The sequence below is a fragment of the Psychroflexus halocasei genome, assembly GCF_900107595.1.
Classification (GTDB): domain Bacteria; phylum Bacteroidota; class Bacteroidia; order Flavobacteriales; family Flavobacteriaceae; genus Psychroflexus; species Psychroflexus halocasei.
Map to the genome: position 1 here is coordinate 246908 of NZ_FNQF01000005.1, position 17915 is coordinate 264822.

The window sequence follows — 17915 nt, forward strand, 5'->3', positions numbered from 1 at the left end:
TGTTTTATGATTTTTAGATAAAAATAAAAACTCAATTAAATTATTTTAAAAATTTAAAAGAAAGCGGATAACTTGTTGGCTGACCATTATTTGCTTTAACGGCATTAATAATCGGAAAGATTAAAGTTAAAAGTCCGACTGCAAAAATAATAACGAAGCCAATTAAAATCAACATAAGTGGTATCGATACGATAGCAGCTATAAGCATTGTAATTTGAAAATTTAAAACCTTTTTACCTTCTTCATCAAGGTTAATAATTTCATCTTTTTTGACAAGCCAAATTATTAGAGGCGCAATTAATCCTCCAAAACCTGTAAATAAATTGAGTAGTTGAGACAAGTGTGTGAACATAATAATTTGTTTGTCTTCGCGCTGCGCTTTTTGGTGTACTTCCATGGTAAAATTATAATTGATTAATTTGTTTAAATAGTTAGACTTAAAATTTAGGTTTTCGTTACAAAGTGTTATTTTATAATTCTGTTAGCAATTCTTAAATTTGTCTTTGCTTTTAAAATTTAAACCCGCAAATTTAGAAGTATTATTCAATTAAATATGAAGATGATTAAAAATATATTTATTTCAATGTTTAGCCTTTTGCTAATGAGTTGTCAAAACAACACGGCGCAAAATCAAAACGCAAAACAAAAAGCACTTTATGACAAAGAACCTATTGAAGCTGCTGAAACTAAAGAAGGCTATAAAAAAGCCTATTTTGCAAGTGGATGCTTTTGGTGCGTTGAAGCAGTTTATGAAAGTGTAAAAGGCGTTAAAGAATCAATATCAGGTTATGCTGGCGGGCATACAGAAAACCCAACTTATGAGTTGAGTAACACTGGCACAACTGGTCATGCTGAGGCTGTAGAAATTATTTATGATCCTGAACTTATCGATTTTGAAACCTTAGTCGATGTTTACTTTGGTTCTCAAAATGTGACTCAAAAAAATGGTCAAGGCCCAGATATTGGCTCGCAGTATAGATCGATTATTTTTTACCAAAACAAAGAGCAAAAAGCAATTGTTCAAAACAAAATTGATGAATTACAAAAAGAATACGACAAGGCAATTGCTGCTGAAGTGATGCCATTTCAGAAATTTTGGGTAGGCGAGGATTACCATCAAGATTATAAAAAGAAACATCCCAATAATCCATACATATTAAATGTATCTAACCCAAGATTTGAAAAATTTAAAGCCAAATTTCCTGAATTACTAAAATAAATTTAAAGCAAGATTATCTTTTTCATAAGGTACCAAATAAGAATTTTCAGCTTTTCATAAATTCAATATATGTCTGTAACTTTGCAGCATGACAATTCAAGACACAATTGTTGCCTTAGCAACACCTTCAGGAAGCGGAGCAATCGGCGTTATCAGAGTTAGCGGATCAAAAGCTATTGATTTTTGCAATCCCATTTTTTTTAGTCGATCAAGGAAATCTCTTCTTGAACAAACTTCGCATACTGTTCAATTAGGTTTAATCAAAGACGGTGATCGCGTGATTGATGAAGCTTTAGTCACTGTTTTTAAAGGTCAACGCTCGTATACAGCTGAGCCAAGTGTCGAAATTTCATGTCATGGCAGTTACTTTATCTTAAATGAAGTTATACAGTTATTAGTTCAAAAAGGTTGTCGCGTTGCCAATGCTGGCGAATTTACCATGAGAGCTTTTCTTAATGGAAAAATGGACTTGAGTCAGGCTGAAGCCGTTGCTGATTTGATTGCGAGTGATAACGCAGCTTCACACCAAATGGCAATGCAGCAAATGCGTGGCGGTTTTTCGAATCAACTCAAAGAATTAAGGCAAGAATTACTTGATTTTGCTTCTTTAATAGAGCTTGAACTCGATTTTTCTGAAGAAGATGTTGAGTTTGCCAATCGAGAGCAATTTCAGAATTTAATCTTAAAAATTCAGAAAACACTTCAATATCTCATTGATTCTTTTGCGGTTGGTAATGTTTTGAAGAAGGGAATTCCCGTCGCAATTGTCGGTGAGCCAAATGTTGGAAAATCAACATTACTCAATGCTTTTCTTAATGAAGAAAGAGCCATTGTGAGTGATATCGCAGGAACAACAAGAGATAGTATTGAAGACGAGATATCGATTAACGGCATAGGTTTTAGATTTATCGATACGGCCGGCATCCGTGTCACTGATGATAAAATTGAAGGTTTAGGAATTAAGAAAACCTTTGAAAAAATAGAACAATCACAGATTGTTTTACGTCTGATAGACAGTCCATCATTATTTAACGAAGACTCAAAGACACCAACTTTAGAAAGTTTAAAAACAGAAATCGATAAGTTAAAATCAGAGTTTTCTCATAAACCTATTTTAGTCATCGCTAACAAACTTGATGGGTTGACTGGAGATCAAAAAGAAGTTTTACAGTTAGAATTTGATGACATTCATTTTATTTCAGCAAAACAGAAACAAGGCATTGGAGATTTAAAGGAAAAGTTGACATCACTTGTAGATACAGGCGCTTTACAATCTCAAGATGCGATTGTAACCAATGCGAGACATTACGCCTCTTTACAAGCCGCACTTAAAGAAATCAATGAAGTTCAGGAAGGCTTAAATCAAGGCTTAACCACAGATTTATTAGCCATTGATTTACGTCAAGCTCTTTATCATTTCGGAGAAATCACAGGTGAAGTCACAAATGATGAGCTCTTGGGTAACATTTTTGCGAATTTCTGCATCGGGAAGTAGATCAAGAATAAAGTTTATATTTTAGCTTACAAGCAGTTGTTTGTAGAGAATTTTCACTTATTTATTTAAGTTTGTTTTTCAAAACTATATGGGATCAATGCACCCTGAATTCAAATCATATTTACAAAAGCTATTGAAAGCAAAAGATTGTCAAGAAACTGAGGTTATACAATCTTTATGGAGTGGATATGGGAAGATTTCTCGATTTCAGTTATACGGATCAGCATATGAATCTGTTGTGGTGAAACAGATTAGATTAGAAAAAGTCAAAACACATCCGAGAGGTTGGAATACTGATATTTCGCATCAACGCAAAGTGAAATCATACGAAGTAGAAACAAATTGGTATAAAAATTATAACCAAAATTGCTCAGTTGATTGTCGTACGCCACAATTTTTAGGGTCGTTATCGCAAGAACAAAAACAGTGGATTGTCTTGGAGGATTTGGATCATTTTTTTCCTTTGCGAAAAGAGCATTTAAAACTAACTGAAGTAAAACTTTGTTTGCGTTGGCTTGCTCATTTTCACGTAACATTTTTTAACAAATCACCAAACGGACTCTGGAAAATTGGGACTTATTGGCACTTGGAGACTCGGCCTGAGGAATTTAATAAAACGGAGCTTTCTCCTTTAAAAGATAAAGCTAAGCGCATTGATGATTTACTTAATAATTGTCAATATCAAACCCTTGTTCATGGTGATGCCAAAGTAGCTAATTTCTGTTTTTCTAAAAACGGTGATGCCGTTGCAGCAGTCGATTTTCAATATGTCGGCGGTGGTTGTGGGATGAAAGATGTAGCCTATTTAATAGGGAGTTGTTTAACTTCGGAAGAGTGTCAGAAATATGAAAAAGAGATTCTGAATTTTTATTTTGATGTGCTTAAAAATCTTTGTTTAAACTCTATGAGTCTTGAAGAATATGAAAAATTAGAGCAGGAGTGGAGAAAGTTGCATCCTTTTGCTGTTGCCGATTTTATGAGATTTATGAAAGGCTGGATGCCAAACCACAAAAAGGTGAATAGCTATACTGAAGAAAAAGTGGATGAGGTTTTGAAAATTCTCAATCCCCAACAATAAATATCTTCCTTTAATTTTAGCCTTGTATTCATCAAAAAAACTTAGTGAAACTTTTGACAATTTTTTCTCTAAATTTGCATTTTTAGCGATGAACTAAAATTCAAATGATGAAAGCTAATTCTCTTCAAAACTTCTAAATCTTGTCAGGAAAACAAAGAATGCACCATAAGAAATAAATCCTATTGCTGTAATTGCCATCAACACTCTGCCAAATGTTGATTGATCCATAAAGGCAAAAGCATCTTGCATGCCTTTGATGTCATGGTTGCCAGTATAAATACCAGCACGTAAAAAGAAATAAGCGATAATAAGCACAACAAACGCTCGCGCATAAAATCCAAATCTTCCAACCGATCTGATGATTTTATGATGTTTTTGCCCTTCTAAATTAAACTGGTCTAACAAACCGCCTTTAAAAGCACCAATAATAAGAATAATTCCTTGGACTAAGAGAACGATTCCAATTCCAATAAAAATATAAGATAAAACTGAGGGATCTATAAAACTCATATATTTTGTTTGAGAATCACCCTTGTAAGAACTTGTGAATAAATGGTAAAAAGCCATAACAGCAACGGCTGTATAAACTAAACCTGTGGTGAAAAGACTAAATCGACGTAGTTTCGCATTTCTGTTTGAGCCTCTATTTTCAGGGTCTTTGATACTTTGTAAAAACATCCAAACAGAATAACATATAAGGCCAGCACCAAGAAGCAAAAGCATAACTTGTCCAAAAGGTTGACTTTTTAAAAAAGCCAAAGCTTGATTGGTTCCAGAACTTTCACCACCTAATTGTAATGCAGCTAATAATGATAAAAAACCAATAACTAAATAGATAAAGCCTTTAGAGATAAAGCCAACGATAGCTATTGTCTTGTAAGATTTTTTCACTTTATATTATGATTAAAATCAATTAACGAATTAACATTTAATCCTAAAAATAAAATACTTTGTACAATTGAAATCATATCTAACGAAATATTATGATTATGAGTTTTCTGAAATTTAGCCTTACTATGCAATTCTTTATTTGATATTTCGTTTTATAGATATGAAAGCGTTATTTCTATTTATAATTTTCACGTTTTCAGTTGTTATATATTCTCAAACTGAAAATTCTGTAAAAACTTTATCTGATCATGCGATTGAGCTCATTGATGAAGAGGTAATATACGATCCAAGTTACTTTTCAATAGACTATCCAAATGGTGATGTGCCAGATGGTAAAGGTGTTTGCACTGATGTTATCATCAGAGTTTATCGTCAAATGAATATTGACTTACAGAAATTAGTTCATGAAGATATGAAGGCTAATTTTAAGGATTATCCTCAAATTTGGGGACTCAATACAACTGATAAAAATATTGATCATAGAAGAGTACCGAATTTGATGAGGTTTTTCAAAAGAATGAATACTGAATTACCAATCACAAATAATCCCGATGATTATAAACCTGGACATGTTGTTGCTTGGCGATTAAATAATGGAATGACTCATATTGGTATTGTGGTTGATTTGAAGTCTAATGATGGAAAAAGATCTTTAATTGTTCATAATATCGGTGCAGGTCAAGTGGTCGAAGATTGCTTATTTGATTTCAAAATCATTGGACATTACAATTATAAATAAGACATTATCTTGAAGCTCCTTTTAATAACTAAAAAAAGTCTTTAGATAAAACTAGATAGCTTTTCTCTAAAGACTTTTTCTATTCAAAGTTTACTAAATTTATTTGAAAGGTGATTGCTTTACATCGTCAGAAACGTCAGATGAGAGGCTGTTGAGAAAAGCCACCATATCATCTATTTCATTTTCTGTCAGATCATTTTTGGTTTGAAGTTTTACCATTAATTCAACGGTTTTTTTCAAGTCTTTAACCGAGCCATCATGGAAATATGGGTAAGTATGTTCGACATTACGCAAACCTGGAACTTTAAAAAAGTATTTGTCCATTTCATTTTGGCTCACTTCATACAAGCCTAAGTCAATTGTTTCAGATTTCGTTTCTTTCCAATAATCTTCGTATAATCCAAATTTTTGAAGCATTTGTCCGCCCATAGCCACACCGCTATGGCATGTGATACAACCTGCATCAATAAAGCTTTTGAGTCCTCTTTTTTCCTTGGCATTTAGAGCAGTTTTGTCACCTTCCAGGTATTTATCAAAACGACTTTCAGGCATTAATGTACGCTCAAAATCACCAATCGCATTAATGATATTGTCAAAAGTAATACTCCCTTCACCATAGGTTTTTTTAAATAAATCTTGATAGAGTTCTATTTCTTTTAAACGGTTAACCAACTGTTCTTCATCTTTTATATTATGCTCAACTGGGTTTAATATCGGTCCAGCGGCTTGTTCCTCAACAGTTTCTGCGCGTCCATCCCAAAATTGCATTCTATGTAAAGCTGCGTGCAAAACTGTTGGTGAATTTCTGTTTCCCATGGTACCTTCTGCATCACCAGGAGAAAATCTTTCATTATCTACGCCAAAAGTTTTGAGATTATGGCATGAGTTACAACTAATATTACCTTCACCTGATAAGCGCGTATCATAAAATAAATGCTTTCCTAGCTCTACTGCTTTTTCATCAGGTTTCTTCATTTCTACAGAAGAAATTGGTTCAAAGTAAATCTGAGCATCTGTTAAAGGTTCGTAGCCTTCTTCAGCGAGCTTAATAGTTGTTGCGTTTTTTTTATCAGCTTTTTGATTGTCGTTACAAGAAATAAATGGAATTAAAAATAAGAAGATAAAGAGGCGTTTCATAGTATTATGATTTAAAGAATTACCTTCAATAAAGTTAAGTTTATTTGCTTCATAATAAGATGACAAATGTCAGTTCTAGTGAGTTAAATCCTCTTGATCTTAGTGATGTAAAGTTTTTGATATTTTAAATTTCCTATTGTATGTTGATAAAAATTTAATTGAGAATAAAAGCACAAATTTCAGCTAAATATATTCTTAGCTCAATTTTTATCAAGAACCTCCAAATATGCTTGGGCAAGTGTCTCAATAGCGGTTTCCATTTCTTGCTGATTGAAATGCGCAAACCCCAATCTCAAAGCTCTGATTTTTTTGTCTTGGTATAAGCAAATACGAGGTATAAATAATTCTTTTTCTTTTGCCTTCTTTTGAAGTTCTGTTAATGAAAAGAACTTTTTAAACTGAATCCAAAATGCCAAACCTGAATCAGGAACTTCAAAAGTAATTTGATTTTTAAAATATAAATCGAGTAATTTCGCAAAGCCTTCTTTTCGTTCGGCAATCACTTTTTTCGATTTTCTCTGATACCTATGGATGTCACCTTGATGAATAAGCTCGCCTAGAGCTTTTTTCATCATAATATCTGGTTTACCATAAACATTCAAGTACTTTGCTGCTTCTTCTAAAAAATCTTCAGCTGCAATTATAAAATTCATTTGAAAACCTGGATTTAAAAATCTGCCAAACGAACCTATATAAATTACACGATCTGCACCATCAAGACTTAATAATGATTCTTTTTTATTTAATATTGAAAATTCAAAATCAATGTCATTTTCTATGATGATAAAATCATAGGCTTTAGCTAATCTCAAAAGTTGTTTTCTTCTTTGCTCAGAAAGGGTTTTCGTTGTTGGGTATTGCGATCTAGTGTTGAGGTATACAAAACGTATTTCACCAGGTTTAAAATGTTTTCTGATATATTCAACATCCATTCCTTCAGCATCAATAGGTGTGGTTTTAATCTGAGCTCCCGCCTGATTGAATATCATATTTGAAAGAAAATAACTATATTCTTCAACTAAAACCATATCTCCCGAATTGATTAACAATCGCGCTAGGATAGAATGAACTTGCTCAAGACTCGTGATCGGCAATAAATAATCTCTTGAAAGATGAAAACCTCTGCTTAAGTTTAAATAATAACTCAACTGATTTTTGAAAAATAATTTACTTTTATCAGTGTTAAAAACTGTGCTTTGGTTTTTTTTTCTTCGCATGACTGAGCTATAAAAGCGGCCTAATTCTTCTGTACTAATAACTCGGGCATCAGGCGTGCCGTCAGTAAAATAGAATTTTTCTTGATGTTCATCTAAAGGAGAATCTAAAATAAATTCTTTTCTAAAATGATAACTAGCCTTTTTGGGAGGCTGCTGAAAAGTCTTTTTTACTTCGTTTTGTTTAGAGTAAATTTCTGGGTTTTTAACAAATGTTCCTAAGTTGGCTTGCATTTTTACCCAGCCTTGCTCTTGTAGTTCTTCCAGAGCAGCAATCACCGTTTGCCGATGAACTTGTAATTCTGTAGCAATTTTTCGACTACCAGGAAGTTGATCGCCTTGTTCTAAAAGATTGCTTTTCACAGCGTTAATAAACTGATAGACGATTTGCATATAAATCGCTTCTTTTTTACGACGATCTATTTTTATAAATGATTTAAAACTGATTTTAACCGGACTACTCATTATTTTTATATCGGACTATCAAAGCTAATGATTTTATCAGAATATTTGCAGCCTGTAAAAAAAATGAGCAAAGAATAATGGTAAAAAAAGTATTCATAATAGGCAGCTTGTTTGTTAACACTTTATGTGTTGCCCAACAAAAAGATAGCTTGAAGATGTCACAAAATCAAACTCAAAAATTAGATGAAGTCATCATTCAAGGTAATCGTTTAGAGACGCCTTTTAGTAAAACAAATCGCGATATACAAGTTATTACTCAAGAGCAAATTGAGGCGCTCCCTGTTAAATCACTTAACGAAGTTTTGACCTATATCGGTGGTGTTGATATCCGCCAAAGAGGACCTTTTGGCACACAAACAGATGTTGCCATTGATGGTGGTACTTCTGAACAAACGATTGTGTTGATTAATGGCGTAAAAATGATTGACTCACAAACAGCACATAATATGATGAATATCCCGGTGCCTTTAAGCGCAATTGATCATATCGAGGTTTTAAGAGGTGCAGCTGCAAGGGTGTATGGCATTAATGCTTTAACGGGAGCGATTAATATTGTGACTAAAAAAGAAAGACGTTCTTCTGTGACGGCAAAGCTTCAGACAGGGAGTTCTTTTAAAAGCAAGGACGAAGGTGATGGCTCTGGAATTTATGCTGGAGGTTCTGCTGAAATAACCGGCATATATGGTACTGATAAACAGACTCAACTTTTTTCAATCAGTCAGAACAAGTACAATGGTCAGCGCTATAATTCAGCTTCCAAAAATACACGTCTGTTTTATAACGGGAATTATGATTTCAATACTAATCATAGTTTACAAGCTATGGCTGGTTATGCTTTTAGCCGTTTTGGGGCTAATGGATTTTATGCGGCGCCTGGTGATGTTAATTCTGAAGAAATCGTGGAGTCTTCTGTTTTTAGTCTTTCTTCAAAACACAGCTGGGGTAATTTTACAATTTCGCCGCGTATCAGCAATCGTTATGGGGAAGATGATTATCGTTATTTTAAATATGATATCAGCAAAGGCCGATCTATGCATTACACCAATGCTTTGATGCTTGAACTTAATGCGAGTCTTGATACAAAAATTGGAACTTTTGGCTTTGGTTGGGAATCACGTTTAGAGGAGATCAACAGTTCGAACATCGGTGAACACAAACGCGACAATCATGGAGCTTATGCGGAACTGAAAACAAAAATCGGTGATAAAATTAGAACATCAGCGGGTTTGTATGCCAATTACAATACTGACTATGATTGGCAAGTCTATCCTGGGATTGATGTGGCGTACCTTATCAATGATGCTTGGACGCTTTCAACGAGCATTGGTTCTGGTCAGCGCATTCCTTCTTTTACAGATTTGTATCTCGATCAGCGTCCAGGGAATGTAGGTAATGAAAGTTTAGAGCCAGAGAATGCATGGTCTTATGAAGGAAATATTCAATATCAAAAAAGAAGCTTTCAGTTTAAAACAGGATATTTTTATAGAAATATTACCGATTTTATTGATTGGGTGAGAGATGATGCATCAGAACCTTATACACCAATTAATTTTGGGAAAAATAAAATACATGGTCTTTACGGCAGAGTACAACATCATTTTGAATTGGCACCACAACAGAAGTTAGGATATGATTTAAGTTATCATTATTTAAAACCAAGCCTAGAAAATTCAGAGGGCAACCAATCTAAATATACTTTAGAATCTTTAAAACATCAGTTGATTACGGGAGTGAATTATCAGTATAAAGATTTTTCTATTCAGCTAAAAAACAGATGGCTTAAGCGCGAGTTGGCCAGTGCATATCATATCACAGATCTTCGTGTTAATTATCAATTAAATAAGTTTCTTCTCTACACTGAAATCACCAATTTATTTGATGAAGAATACACTGAAGCAGGTGCTGTTCCTATGCCAACACGCTGGTTTGGATTAGGAGTAAAATATCAATGGAATCAGTTGTAATTTCATTCATATTGAAGAATATTTTTATAGATCACTAAGAAGTTTTATTTTAAAAAGAACACAATCAGAGTTTATACTTGTGTTCTTTTTCTATAAATATCGATGAGTTTTTAATTGAATAATACCGTTAAATTCATTCAGCTGATTGCTAAAGGATTAACTTCATTCCTCCATAATAATTTCTTTTTGCGGCTGGGTTGAAATATCTCTGACCGTAAGCATTGATATCATTTCCTAAGCTGTAGTTTTCATTGAGTAAATTATCAACTCCAGCGAAAAAATCAATCTGTGTTTTATTTGTGATATTCCATTTCCAGCTTCCCTTCATTTGTACTAGGTGATAAGCTTTTGAATAAACCGTATTGGCATCATTTAAAGGAATATCAGAAGTATAATGATGCGAGATATTTAAGTTTAGATTTTCCGGAAATTTGATTAGTAAGCTGTTATTTATAACCCAATCTGGCACTGAAGTTACTTTGTTATCTGAAAAATTATTGACTTTAACTTTATAAGTTCCAAAACGATAATGATTGTATGTTAAGGCTGTTTTTAATTTTAAATTTCTAATGAATCTGTTTTCTGTTTCATTGATGAGGTTTGCCCAAAAGCTAGCTTCAATTCCGTTTTGATTAATCTCACCCGCATTGACGTAATATTCATTTCCATTGTCATTCAACTGACGAACAATGCCGTTATTCATTTTGTAATTGTACAAACTTAAATCTGCAATAAAGCGTCTGTTTTCAGTTTCATAGCGCAAACCCAATTCGTAATTCACACCTGTTTCAGCTTCTAAATCAGTATTGATTGTATTATCTGAGGATCTCACCTCTGCGATTGTTGGTGGTGAATAGCCTTTAGAGATCGATGCACGAATGGCTAAACCATCATTAATTAAATATGATGTGGCAACACGTGGCATCCAAATACTTCCAAATGAAATTTCTCCTTCAGGATTTTGCACAACAGGAAAGCGCGTGCGATAGTCTATTTTAACTTGATTAAGACCCAAAGAAGCATCTATTGTCCAGCGTTTAAAAAGATTAGCTTTGGCTCTGTAAAAATAAGATACTCTTGAATTGTCTAAATTATCTTTTGCTTGAGTAGAGCCAACACTTCCTTGGTTATTATCAAAATTATCAATGCTATTCCAGCCTTTTTGACCTTCAAAACCAATCTGCATTTGGTACTTGAAATTTTGATTAACATCATCTTTAAAAGAAAAATAGCTGCGTAAACCAATATTTTCTTCGGTTCTGAATTCATAATTGGTGATAAACGGATTTTCAAAATCAGTTGTAGACCCAAAGATGCTGATGCTATGTTTAAGTTTATCAGAAATTTGTGCGTCGTGTGCAATTCCACCAAAAAATGTTTCATTGTAAATCCTTGCATTTTGAGACTTAGCAGAAGGATTAGGTCCACTGGCAGGCCTCGACATTCTTCGATTTTCTTCTAACTGACTTTGGGTGAGTCCGCCTGGAGTTTGATATTCTAAATCAGAATATAAAGCCAGAAAACGCAAAGTGTTCGTTTTGGAGTATCTCCATTTGTGAGCAGTTTGTAGTGTTTTTTTATTTAAAGCTGTATGATCTCTGTAGCCATCAGAGCGCGTTAATGACTGATCAATAGAAAAACTGTACTCATCATTAACTTTGCGTTGTACAGAAACTTGTTCTTGAAATAAACCGTATGAACCACCACCGACTTGTAAGGAAGTTTTGTTTTTATTGACGCTAAAACCATGAGGTTGCAACCTGAATTAGCACCATAAAGTGAGCCATCTGGACCTTTTAAAATGTTTACAGATGAAAGTGAGGCAGGATCGATGAGGTTAAGGTAGGTGTTTCCGCCTGCATCGGTTAAGACAAATTCATCGAGATAGATTTTGATATTACGAACACCAAAAGGTGAACGGATCAGGCTTCCGCGCATGGCTAACCTGTAGCTTCCAGGTGAGCGTTCCTCCATACGTAAACCTGAGACAGTATTGAGTGAAGGAAGTAAACTTGTGTTTTGTTGAGTTTCAATTAAATTGGTTGAAATAGATTCGCCAGCTGATGTTAATTCTAGAATAGGTTGCTTGCTGAAATAAGCGATGATATCAACAGACTTTAATTCTTGAACTTGTGAAAGACTGTCTTTTTCTTGGGCATATAAATTTAATGATGAGCTTAAAACAATAAAAAAGAGAATAAGAATTCTTTGCATTTGAGTTTCTTTTAAAATCTTTAATAAACGAAACAACTGCTGTTAAGATGTCTGACAGCAGTTGTTTGAGGAAGTATAAGTCCTATATTATTTCTTGCTAATTTTATAAAGTTTTCCACTATCGGTTATTGTAAATAAAGCGCCATTTTTTGATTGCGTAATATCTCTAAAACGTTCATCTTCATCTTCTAAAAGGCGTTCTTCACCAATTACTTTATTGTTTTCAATCACCAATCTTGCGATGTGCTGACTGCTTAAACCGGCGATGAATAAATTGTTTTTCCATTCAGGAATTTGATCACTAACATAAAATGTCATCCCACTTGGTGAAAGCACAGGATCCCAATAGTAAACAGGCTGTTCCATGCCTTCTTTTTGCTGAATCACCGGGTCGCCAATTTTGTCACCGCGATACTCAATACCATAAGTAATGACTGGCCAGCCATAATTATTACCAGCTTCAATTAGGTTGAGTTCATCTCCGCCGCGTGGGCCAAACTCATTACTCCAAAGCTCTCCAGTTTCTGGATGAAAAGCCAAACCTTGTGGGTTACGATGTCCGTAGCTATATATTTCAGGACGGGCTTCATCTTTATTGATGAAAGGATTGCCATCAACAGGCTTACCTTCAGTGGTGATATGAATTATTTTACCAAAAGAGGTATTTAAATCTTGCGCTTTAACGCGCGTCACTTTATCAGAACGTTCGCCAATACTCACAAATAAATTTCCTTTTTTATCAAAAATAACGCGACCTCCGTAATGTAATTTTCCATCATAAGTAGGCGATGCGCGATAAATGATTTTGACATTCTCAAGCTTTTTCTCATCTTCAGACAGCTTCCCTTTAGCAACGGCAGTATGATTGCCATCTTCAACTTTTTCAGAAAAAACCCAGTAAATCATGTGATCTTCTTCAAAATCTGGAGATAATGTCAAGCCTAGCAAACCGCCTTGACCTCTATTATCAACTTCGGGAATGCCTTGAATTTTTTCACTAATCTTTCCATTTTCAGGATTTACAATGCGCATATAACCTTCGTTTTCAGTGATCAAAAGTCGAGCATCAGGCAATTCTGTGATACCCCAAGGTTCATCTAAAGATTTTGTGATTATTTTGGTCTCATAAGCTGTTGAAGTTTTGACACCAGAAATTCTGGTTTGCCCTTCAAAAGCTGGTTGAAAATCTGTGTTTGCTTTCTCTGTTTCTACAGGAGGCAAATTTTGTGATTCTTTTTCTTGATCAGTTGTTTTTTGTGCTGATGATTTGCTGTTGTTTCCGCATGATAATAAGGTTAAAGCGATGATTGTTGCTGGTAAAATTGATTTCATAATAAAGCCTATTTTATAACAAACTTATTATATTTTATAAATAATTAAGGCTGAGACCTGTTTTATTAAGATAAACTTATTAAAAACGTCTCATTAGTTTGACCTCATCAGGGTTCCTTTAAGCTTCGTTATATTTGCAATTACATTTACTATAAATTCAAAGTCATGTTTAATTCTAACAAAAACTTAATTCTCATCTTATTTCTAATCATACAAAGCATTGCGATACAAGCGCAAGAATGCAGAAGTTTTGATGAGGATTTTATTAGAAAAGAAAGAGAAAACATCCCAGGCGAAACGATGGGGCAAAAACTTGAAAGCTTACTCTTTTGGTCACAAAAAGAAAAAGAACGCCGCTTTCCGATGATGTATGGCATTTACCCAAGTCTTGAAGTTAAGGCCCATAAAAATATACTGAATTTAGAGAACTCTAAAGAAGTCCAACCTGAATGGGAAGATGGAACAACACTAAATACTTATATGAGTGAAAATCATATCGCAGGTGTTATTGTTTTAAAGGATGAAGAAATTCGATTAGAGAAATATGCCGAAAATGTTGACGAAAAAACATTATGGACATCTTTTTCAATGGCAAAATCTGTGTCGTCAATGCTTTTAGGTGTTGCTTTAAAAGAAGGAGATATCAAAAGCCTTGATGATCATTTGAAAAAATATATTCATGAATTTGAAGGTTACGACTATGGTGAAGTGAGCGTTAGGCAATTATTAACCATGACATCAGGGATTGGCTGGAGTGAAGATTATGAAGATCCTAACTCTGATGTGGCTCAAATGTATCAGAATCCTTGTGTTGGCGATGAGTCGCATATTTTGACTTATATGAAATCTTTAGAATTCGAACATAAGCCAGGCACACATTGGAATTATAGCACAGGTGAAACTGATTTGGTCGGTATTTTAATTCAAAAAGCGACTGGCAAAAGTTTAGCTGAATATCTTTCAGAAAAGATTTGGAAACCTTGGGGAATGGAGCATTGCGCTTATTGGCTCGCAGATGAGTGTAGCAATTTAAATATTGGTGGAAGCGGACTCTCAGCAAGTTTGAGGGATTATGCGCGATTAGGGCATTTGATGCTGAATAAAGGTCAGCGAGATGAGATGCGTCTTCTTTCAGAAGAATGGATGGCAGATGCAACTTCACTTTTACAGCAAACAGATGAGCAGGGTGGAGGCTATGGTTATTTATGGTGGCGATTTAAAAATGGAAGTTATGCTGCCGTTGGTATCTTCGGACAAATGCTTTACGTTAACCCAGATCAAAATCTTGTGATAGCACAAGTGGCAGCTTGGCCAAAAGCGAGTTCAAAAGAGCTTGTCAAAGAAAGGTTGGAATTTATTAAAGCAGTTGAGAAGGTTGTAGAGTAGCAAAATTAGTTTGTCAATTTTCATTCAAATCAGTTTTAAGAAGCACTTTAGAATCCTTGATTTTCTTTAGTTTTGTCTTTTATGCTTGATTGCTTTTAAAAATCATTCTAGAAAATATTATTCAAAAAACGAGATTTAATTTAAAATAAATTTATGTCTAAAGTTATTAGAAGGAAAAACTTTGTCGCCAATAAAACTGTCTTTTTTGTTTCGATTGCACTCATTCTTATCCTTATATTTTTTGGAGTTGTTTTCCCAGAAGCAATGGATGAAAAATTAACAGCTTTCAAATTTTGGTCATCAAATAGTTTTGGTTGGTTATTTGTTCTTGCAGTTAATATTATTCTTGTTTTTTCAATCTATCTGGCTTTTTCAAAATATGGAAAAATACGGCTTGGAGGTGCTGATGCAAGACCTGCTTACAGTAAAACTTCTTGGTTTGCAATGTTGTTTAGTGCAGGGATGGGAATCGGATTGATGTTTTACAGTATAGGTGAACCAGTGACTCATTACGGAACGCCACCGCTTGATGTTGCTAATAATCTTGAAAGAGCTAAACAAGCCATGAATTTTACCAGTCTTCATTACGGTTTACATGTGTGGGCAATTTATGCTTTAGTCGGTTTGGCTCTAGCCTTTTTTGCCTATAACAAAAAGTTACCGATGACATTTAGATCTGCATTTTATCCTTTTATGGGTGACAAAATTAATGGTGGTTGGGGAGACGCAATTGATGTTATTTCAGCTTTGGCAACTGTTTTTGGTTTGGCAACAACACTAGGCTTAGGTGTGATGCAAGTCTCAACTGGTTTGGAATTACTTTACGGTTGGGATGTCACACCCGAAATGCAAATTATCATCATTCTCGCCGTGATCTCTGTCGCCACTGTTTCAGTTTTTCTAGGTGTTGATAAAGGTGTTAAAAGGTTGAGTTCAGCAAATATGTATATGGCTTTACTTTTAGTGACTTTCGTTTTTTTGTTAGGACCTACATTATCAATTATGAAGGGTTTTGTTGAAAATACAGGTTCATATTTAGCAAATTTACCTGCGATTGCCACCTGGAATGAAATGTATAAAGACACGAATCGGCAAAATGATTGGACGATTTTTTATTGAGGTTGGTGGATTGCATGGTCTCCTTTTGTAGGGACTTTTATCGCTCAAATCTCAAGGGGTCGAACTGTGAGTGAATTTCTCTCAGGTGTGATTATTGTGCCGACAGTGATTGTAATTTTCTGGATGAATGCTTTTGGAGGTAGCGCACTTGATATGATTGTAGGTGGTGATGCTTCAATGTTAGAAGCTGTACAGGAAGATATGACATCTTCACTGTTTATTTTCCTTGAAAATTTTCCTTTAGTAGAAGTGACCTCATTATTGGCAATTATTTTGGTTTTTTCTTTCTTTATTACTTCATCAGATTCAGGATCTTTGGTTATCAATACTATTACAGCTGGTACTGAAGGAGAAAATACGCCAGTATGGCAGCGTGTTTTTTGGTCATTTATGCAAGGCGCAGTGGCTATCGTTCTTTTATTAAGTGGCGGACTTGGTGCTTTGCAAACGGGTGTTATTGCCATAGGTTTACCTTTTTCAATTGTACTTCTTTTACTTTGTTATAGCCTGTTAAAAGGTTTAAAAGAAGAGTACGAAAAAAACCAAAAAGCGCTGAATGCTAAGCAGGAAGAAAGCTATAGAGAAAGAATCAATAAAATTGTTGAAGAAGAACAGCAAAACTGATAATTATGGAAATAACTAAAGCACCCTTAAGAATATTGGTAGGTTTGGACTTGTCACAAATGGACCATCACCTTTTGAGCTATATCAACACGCTAGAGCAGATTTTAGACTTTGATAAAATTACTTTTTTACACAATATCAAAGTGACAGAATTACCATCAGGAATGTTGTCGACTGATAAATTAGATGAAATCAGAAGAAAGGTTAAAACAAAAATAACAAGAGACATTAAATCTTCCGGATTAAATTATGCATTTGACGTGGCGGTTACTTCAGATCGATTTTCTGAAACAAGCTTTTCAAATATCTCTGAAAAACAACGATATGATTTGCTGATACTTGGAAATAAACAAAATTTACGTGGAAATGGAGCCCTGACAAACAAACTCGTCAGATTGTTTCCTTCACCAGTGATGCTTGTTCCTGAAACCTTTAAAACGCCTATTAAATCAGTTGTTGAAGCGATTACTTTTTCAAAATACACCAAAGGAATTGTTGATTGGTCAAACAAATTTGAAACAAATCGGTTAGGTGAGACTATTGTCAAGTTACCAGTTCATGTTTCAAAAATATTTTACTATCCATTAATGCCTCAAAAAGAAATAGATCAAATCACCCAAGAGGATCGATTGGCTAAAGAGAGAAAATGGACAAAAGAATTCTCTGAATTGAAGCCGTTAAAAGTGATCTCATCTCATGAAGAAGGCATTGCAACTTCATTAAACAATTATGCTGAAGCTGAAAATGCTGAAGTCATGATTCTTGGTATCAAAAGTGATTCGATGATAAAAGATCTTTTCATCGGGAGTGTTGCAAATGAAATATTGATACGTCCGACAAATATTGCTTTACTATTTATTAAGCCTTCAAAAGCTTAAAAATTAAACTTAATTTATTGTTATAGCGTTGTTGAGTTTTGAAACTAAATTAGATATTTACTCACCAAAATTTCATGAAATTTCAATTTAGTTGATAATAGTTTCATGAAGTTAGGTTTTTGAAGTCAATTATGTAATTTCAAAAAAATATTTTATACAA

14 protein-coding genes and 1 pseudogene are annotated in these 17915 nt (G+C 34.2%); 8 read left to right on the forward strand and 7 right to left on the reverse strand.

Annotated elements, in window-relative coordinates:
- Positions 1-40: 40 nt before the first annotated feature.
- Positions 41-397, reverse strand: coding sequence for a DUF4870 domain-containing protein (locus BLV84_RS08070; RefSeq protein WP_093244163.1), 357 nt, complete (start codon positions 395-397; stop codon positions 41-43).
- Between the two features lie 156 nt (positions 398-553).
- Here BLV84_RS08070 and msrA point away from each other — a divergent pair, with 156 nt between their 5' ends.
- The 3 genes from msrA (at position 554) to BLV84_RS08085 (ending at position 3792) form a co-directional block, all read left to right on the forward strand.
- Complete coding sequence (gene msrA, locus BLV84_RS08075; RefSeq protein WP_093244164.1) at positions 554-1219, forward strand: peptide-methionine (S)-S-oxide reductase MsrA; 666 nt, start codon at positions 554-556, stop codon at positions 1217-1219.
- A gap of 88 nt (positions 1220-1307) precedes the next feature.
- Entirely contained in the window at positions 1308-2714 is a 1407-nt protein-coding gene (mnmE, locus tag BLV84_RS08080) for a tRNA uridine-5-carboxymethylaminomethyl(34) synthesis GTPase MnmE (protein WP_093244165.1), read from the forward strand.
- A gap of 88 nt (positions 2715-2802) precedes the next feature.
- Positions 2803-3792 carry an oxidoreductase family protein gene (locus BLV84_RS08085; protein WP_234953117.1) on the forward strand — a complete coding sequence of 330 codons (990 nt, stop codon included), beginning with the start codon at positions 2803-2805 and terminating at the stop codon, positions 3790-3792.
- Positions 3793-3906: 114 nt separating this feature from the next.
- Here the strand turns inward: BLV84_RS08085 and BLV84_RS08090 are convergent, their stop codons facing one another.
- A complete protein-coding gene (locus tag BLV84_RS08090) occupies positions 3907-4683 on the reverse strand; it encodes a DUF1206 domain-containing protein (protein WP_093244166.1) in 777 nt (258 codons plus the stop codon).
- Positions 4684-4843: 160 nt separating this feature from the next.
- On the opposite strand from BLV84_RS08090, the gene BLV84_RS08095 reads away from it, so the two are divergent.
- Positions 4844-5422, forward strand: a complete 579-nt coding sequence (locus BLV84_RS08095) for a DUF1287 domain-containing protein (protein WP_093244167.1) — start codon at positions 4844-4846, stop codon at positions 5420-5422.
- A 99-nt stretch (positions 5423-5521) separates the two neighbouring features.
- Here the strand turns inward: BLV84_RS08095 and BLV84_RS08100 are convergent, their stop codons facing one another.
- Together BLV84_RS08100 and BLV84_RS08105 are read right to left on the reverse strand one after the other, a co-directional pair.
- Entirely contained in the window at positions 5522-6559 is a 1038-nt protein-coding gene (locus BLV84_RS08100; RefSeq protein WP_093244201.1) for a cytochrome-c peroxidase, read from the reverse strand.
- A gap of 200 nt (positions 6560-6759) precedes the next feature.
- On the reverse strand, positions 6760-8238 hold the full coding sequence (locus tag BLV84_RS08105) for an aminotransferase-like domain-containing protein (protein WP_093244168.1): 1479 nt from the start codon (positions 8236-8238) through the stop codon (positions 6760-6762).
- A 155-nt stretch (positions 8239-8393) separates the two neighbouring features.
- Between BLV84_RS08105 and BLV84_RS08110 the strand changes: the two genes are divergently transcribed.
- A complete protein-coding gene (locus BLV84_RS08110; RefSeq protein WP_159429405.1) occupies positions 8394-10202 on the forward strand; it encodes a TonB-dependent receptor plug domain-containing protein in 1809 nt (602 codons plus the stop codon).
- Between the two features lie 148 nt (positions 10203-10350).
- Here the strand turns inward: BLV84_RS08110 and BLV84_RS08115 are convergent, their stop codons facing one another.
- The 3 genes from BLV84_RS08115 to BLV84_RS08120 all read right to left on the reverse strand — a co-directional run bounded on the left by BLV84_RS08115 (position 10351) and on the right by BLV84_RS08120 (position 13748).
- Entirely contained in the window at positions 10351-11730 is a 1380-nt protein-coding gene (locus BLV84_RS08115; protein WP_234953122.1) for a TonB-dependent receptor domain-containing protein, read from the reverse strand.
- Between the two features lie 89 nt (positions 11731-11819).
- Positions 11820-12416, reverse strand: coding sequence for a TonB-dependent receptor plug domain-containing protein (locus BLV84_RS12600; RefSeq protein ID WP_234953118.1), 597 nt, complete (start codon positions 12414-12416; stop codon positions 11820-11822).
- An 87-nt stretch (positions 12417-12503) separates the two neighbouring features.
- Positions 12504-13748: a PQQ-dependent sugar dehydrogenase gene (locus tag BLV84_RS08120; protein WP_093244170.1), complete on the reverse strand. Its 1245-nt coding sequence runs from the start codon at positions 13746-13748 to the stop codon at positions 12504-12506.
- Positions 13749-13913: 165 nt separating this feature from the next.
- Between BLV84_RS08120 and BLV84_RS08125 the strand changes: the two genes are divergently transcribed.
- From BLV84_RS08125 to BLV84_RS08135, 3 genes and pseudogenes are all read left to right on the forward strand, one after another.
- Positions 13914-15134, forward strand: a complete 1221-nt coding sequence (locus tag BLV84_RS08125; RefSeq protein ID WP_093244171.1) for a serine hydrolase domain-containing protein — start codon at positions 13914-13916, stop codon at positions 15132-15134.
- A 153-nt stretch (positions 15135-15287) separates the two neighbouring features.
- Positions 15288-16877 (forward strand): annotated as a pseudogene (locus tag BLV84_RS08130) (BCCT family transporter).
- Between the two features lie 5 nt (positions 16878-16882).
- Positions 16883-17755, forward strand: a complete 873-nt coding sequence (locus BLV84_RS08135; protein ID WP_093244172.1) for a universal stress protein — start codon at positions 16883-16885, stop codon at positions 17753-17755.
- The last annotated feature ends 160 nt before the right edge of the window (positions 17756-17915 follow it).

Excerpts from the sequence above, each read along its gene's own strand:
- BLV84_RS08085 (WP_234953117.1), top strand. The coding sequence starts at position 2,803 with ATGGGATCAATGCACCCTGAATTCAAATCATATTTACAAAAGCTATTG.
- BLV84_RS08135 (WP_093244172.1), top strand. The coding sequence starts at position 16,883 with ATGGAAATAACTAAAGCACCCTTAAGAATATTGGTAGGTTTGGACTTG.
- msrA (WP_093244164.1), top strand. The coding sequence starts at position 554 with ATGAAGATGATTAAAAATATATTTATTTCAATGTTTAGCCTTTTGCTA.
- BLV84_RS08105 (WP_093244168.1), bottom strand. The coding sequence starts at position 8,238 with ATGAGTAGTCCGGTTAAAATCAGTTTTAAATCATTTATAAAAATAGAT.
- BLV84_RS08125 (WP_093244171.1), top strand. The coding sequence starts at position 13,914 with ATGTTTAATTCTAACAAAAACTTAATTCTCATCTTATTTCTAATCATA.
- BLV84_RS08110 (WP_159429405.1), top strand. The coding sequence starts at position 8,394 with ATGTCACAAAATCAAACTCAAAAATTAGATGAAGTCATCATTCAAGGT.
- BLV84_RS08100 (WP_093244201.1), bottom strand. The coding sequence starts at position 6,559 with ATGAAACGCCTCTTTATCTTCTTATTTTTAATTCCATTTATTTCTTGT.
- BLV84_RS08070 (WP_093244163.1), bottom strand. The coding sequence starts at position 397 with ATGGAAGTACACCAAAAAGCGCAGCGCGAAGACAAACAAATTATTATG.
- BLV84_RS08120 (WP_093244170.1), bottom strand. The coding sequence starts at position 13,748 with ATGAAATCAATTTTACCAGCAACAATCATCGCTTTAACCTTATTATCA.
- mnmE (WP_093244165.1), top strand. The coding sequence starts at position 1,308 with ATGACAATTCAAGACACAATTGTTGCCTTAGCAACACCTTCAGGAAGC.
- BLV84_RS12600 (WP_234953118.1), bottom strand. The coding sequence starts at position 12,416 with ATGCAAAGAATTCTTATTCTCTTTTTTATTGTTTTAAGCTCATCATTA.
- BLV84_RS08095 (WP_093244167.1), top strand. The coding sequence starts at position 4,844 with ATGAAAGCGTTATTTCTATTTATAATTTTCACGTTTTCAGTTGTTATA.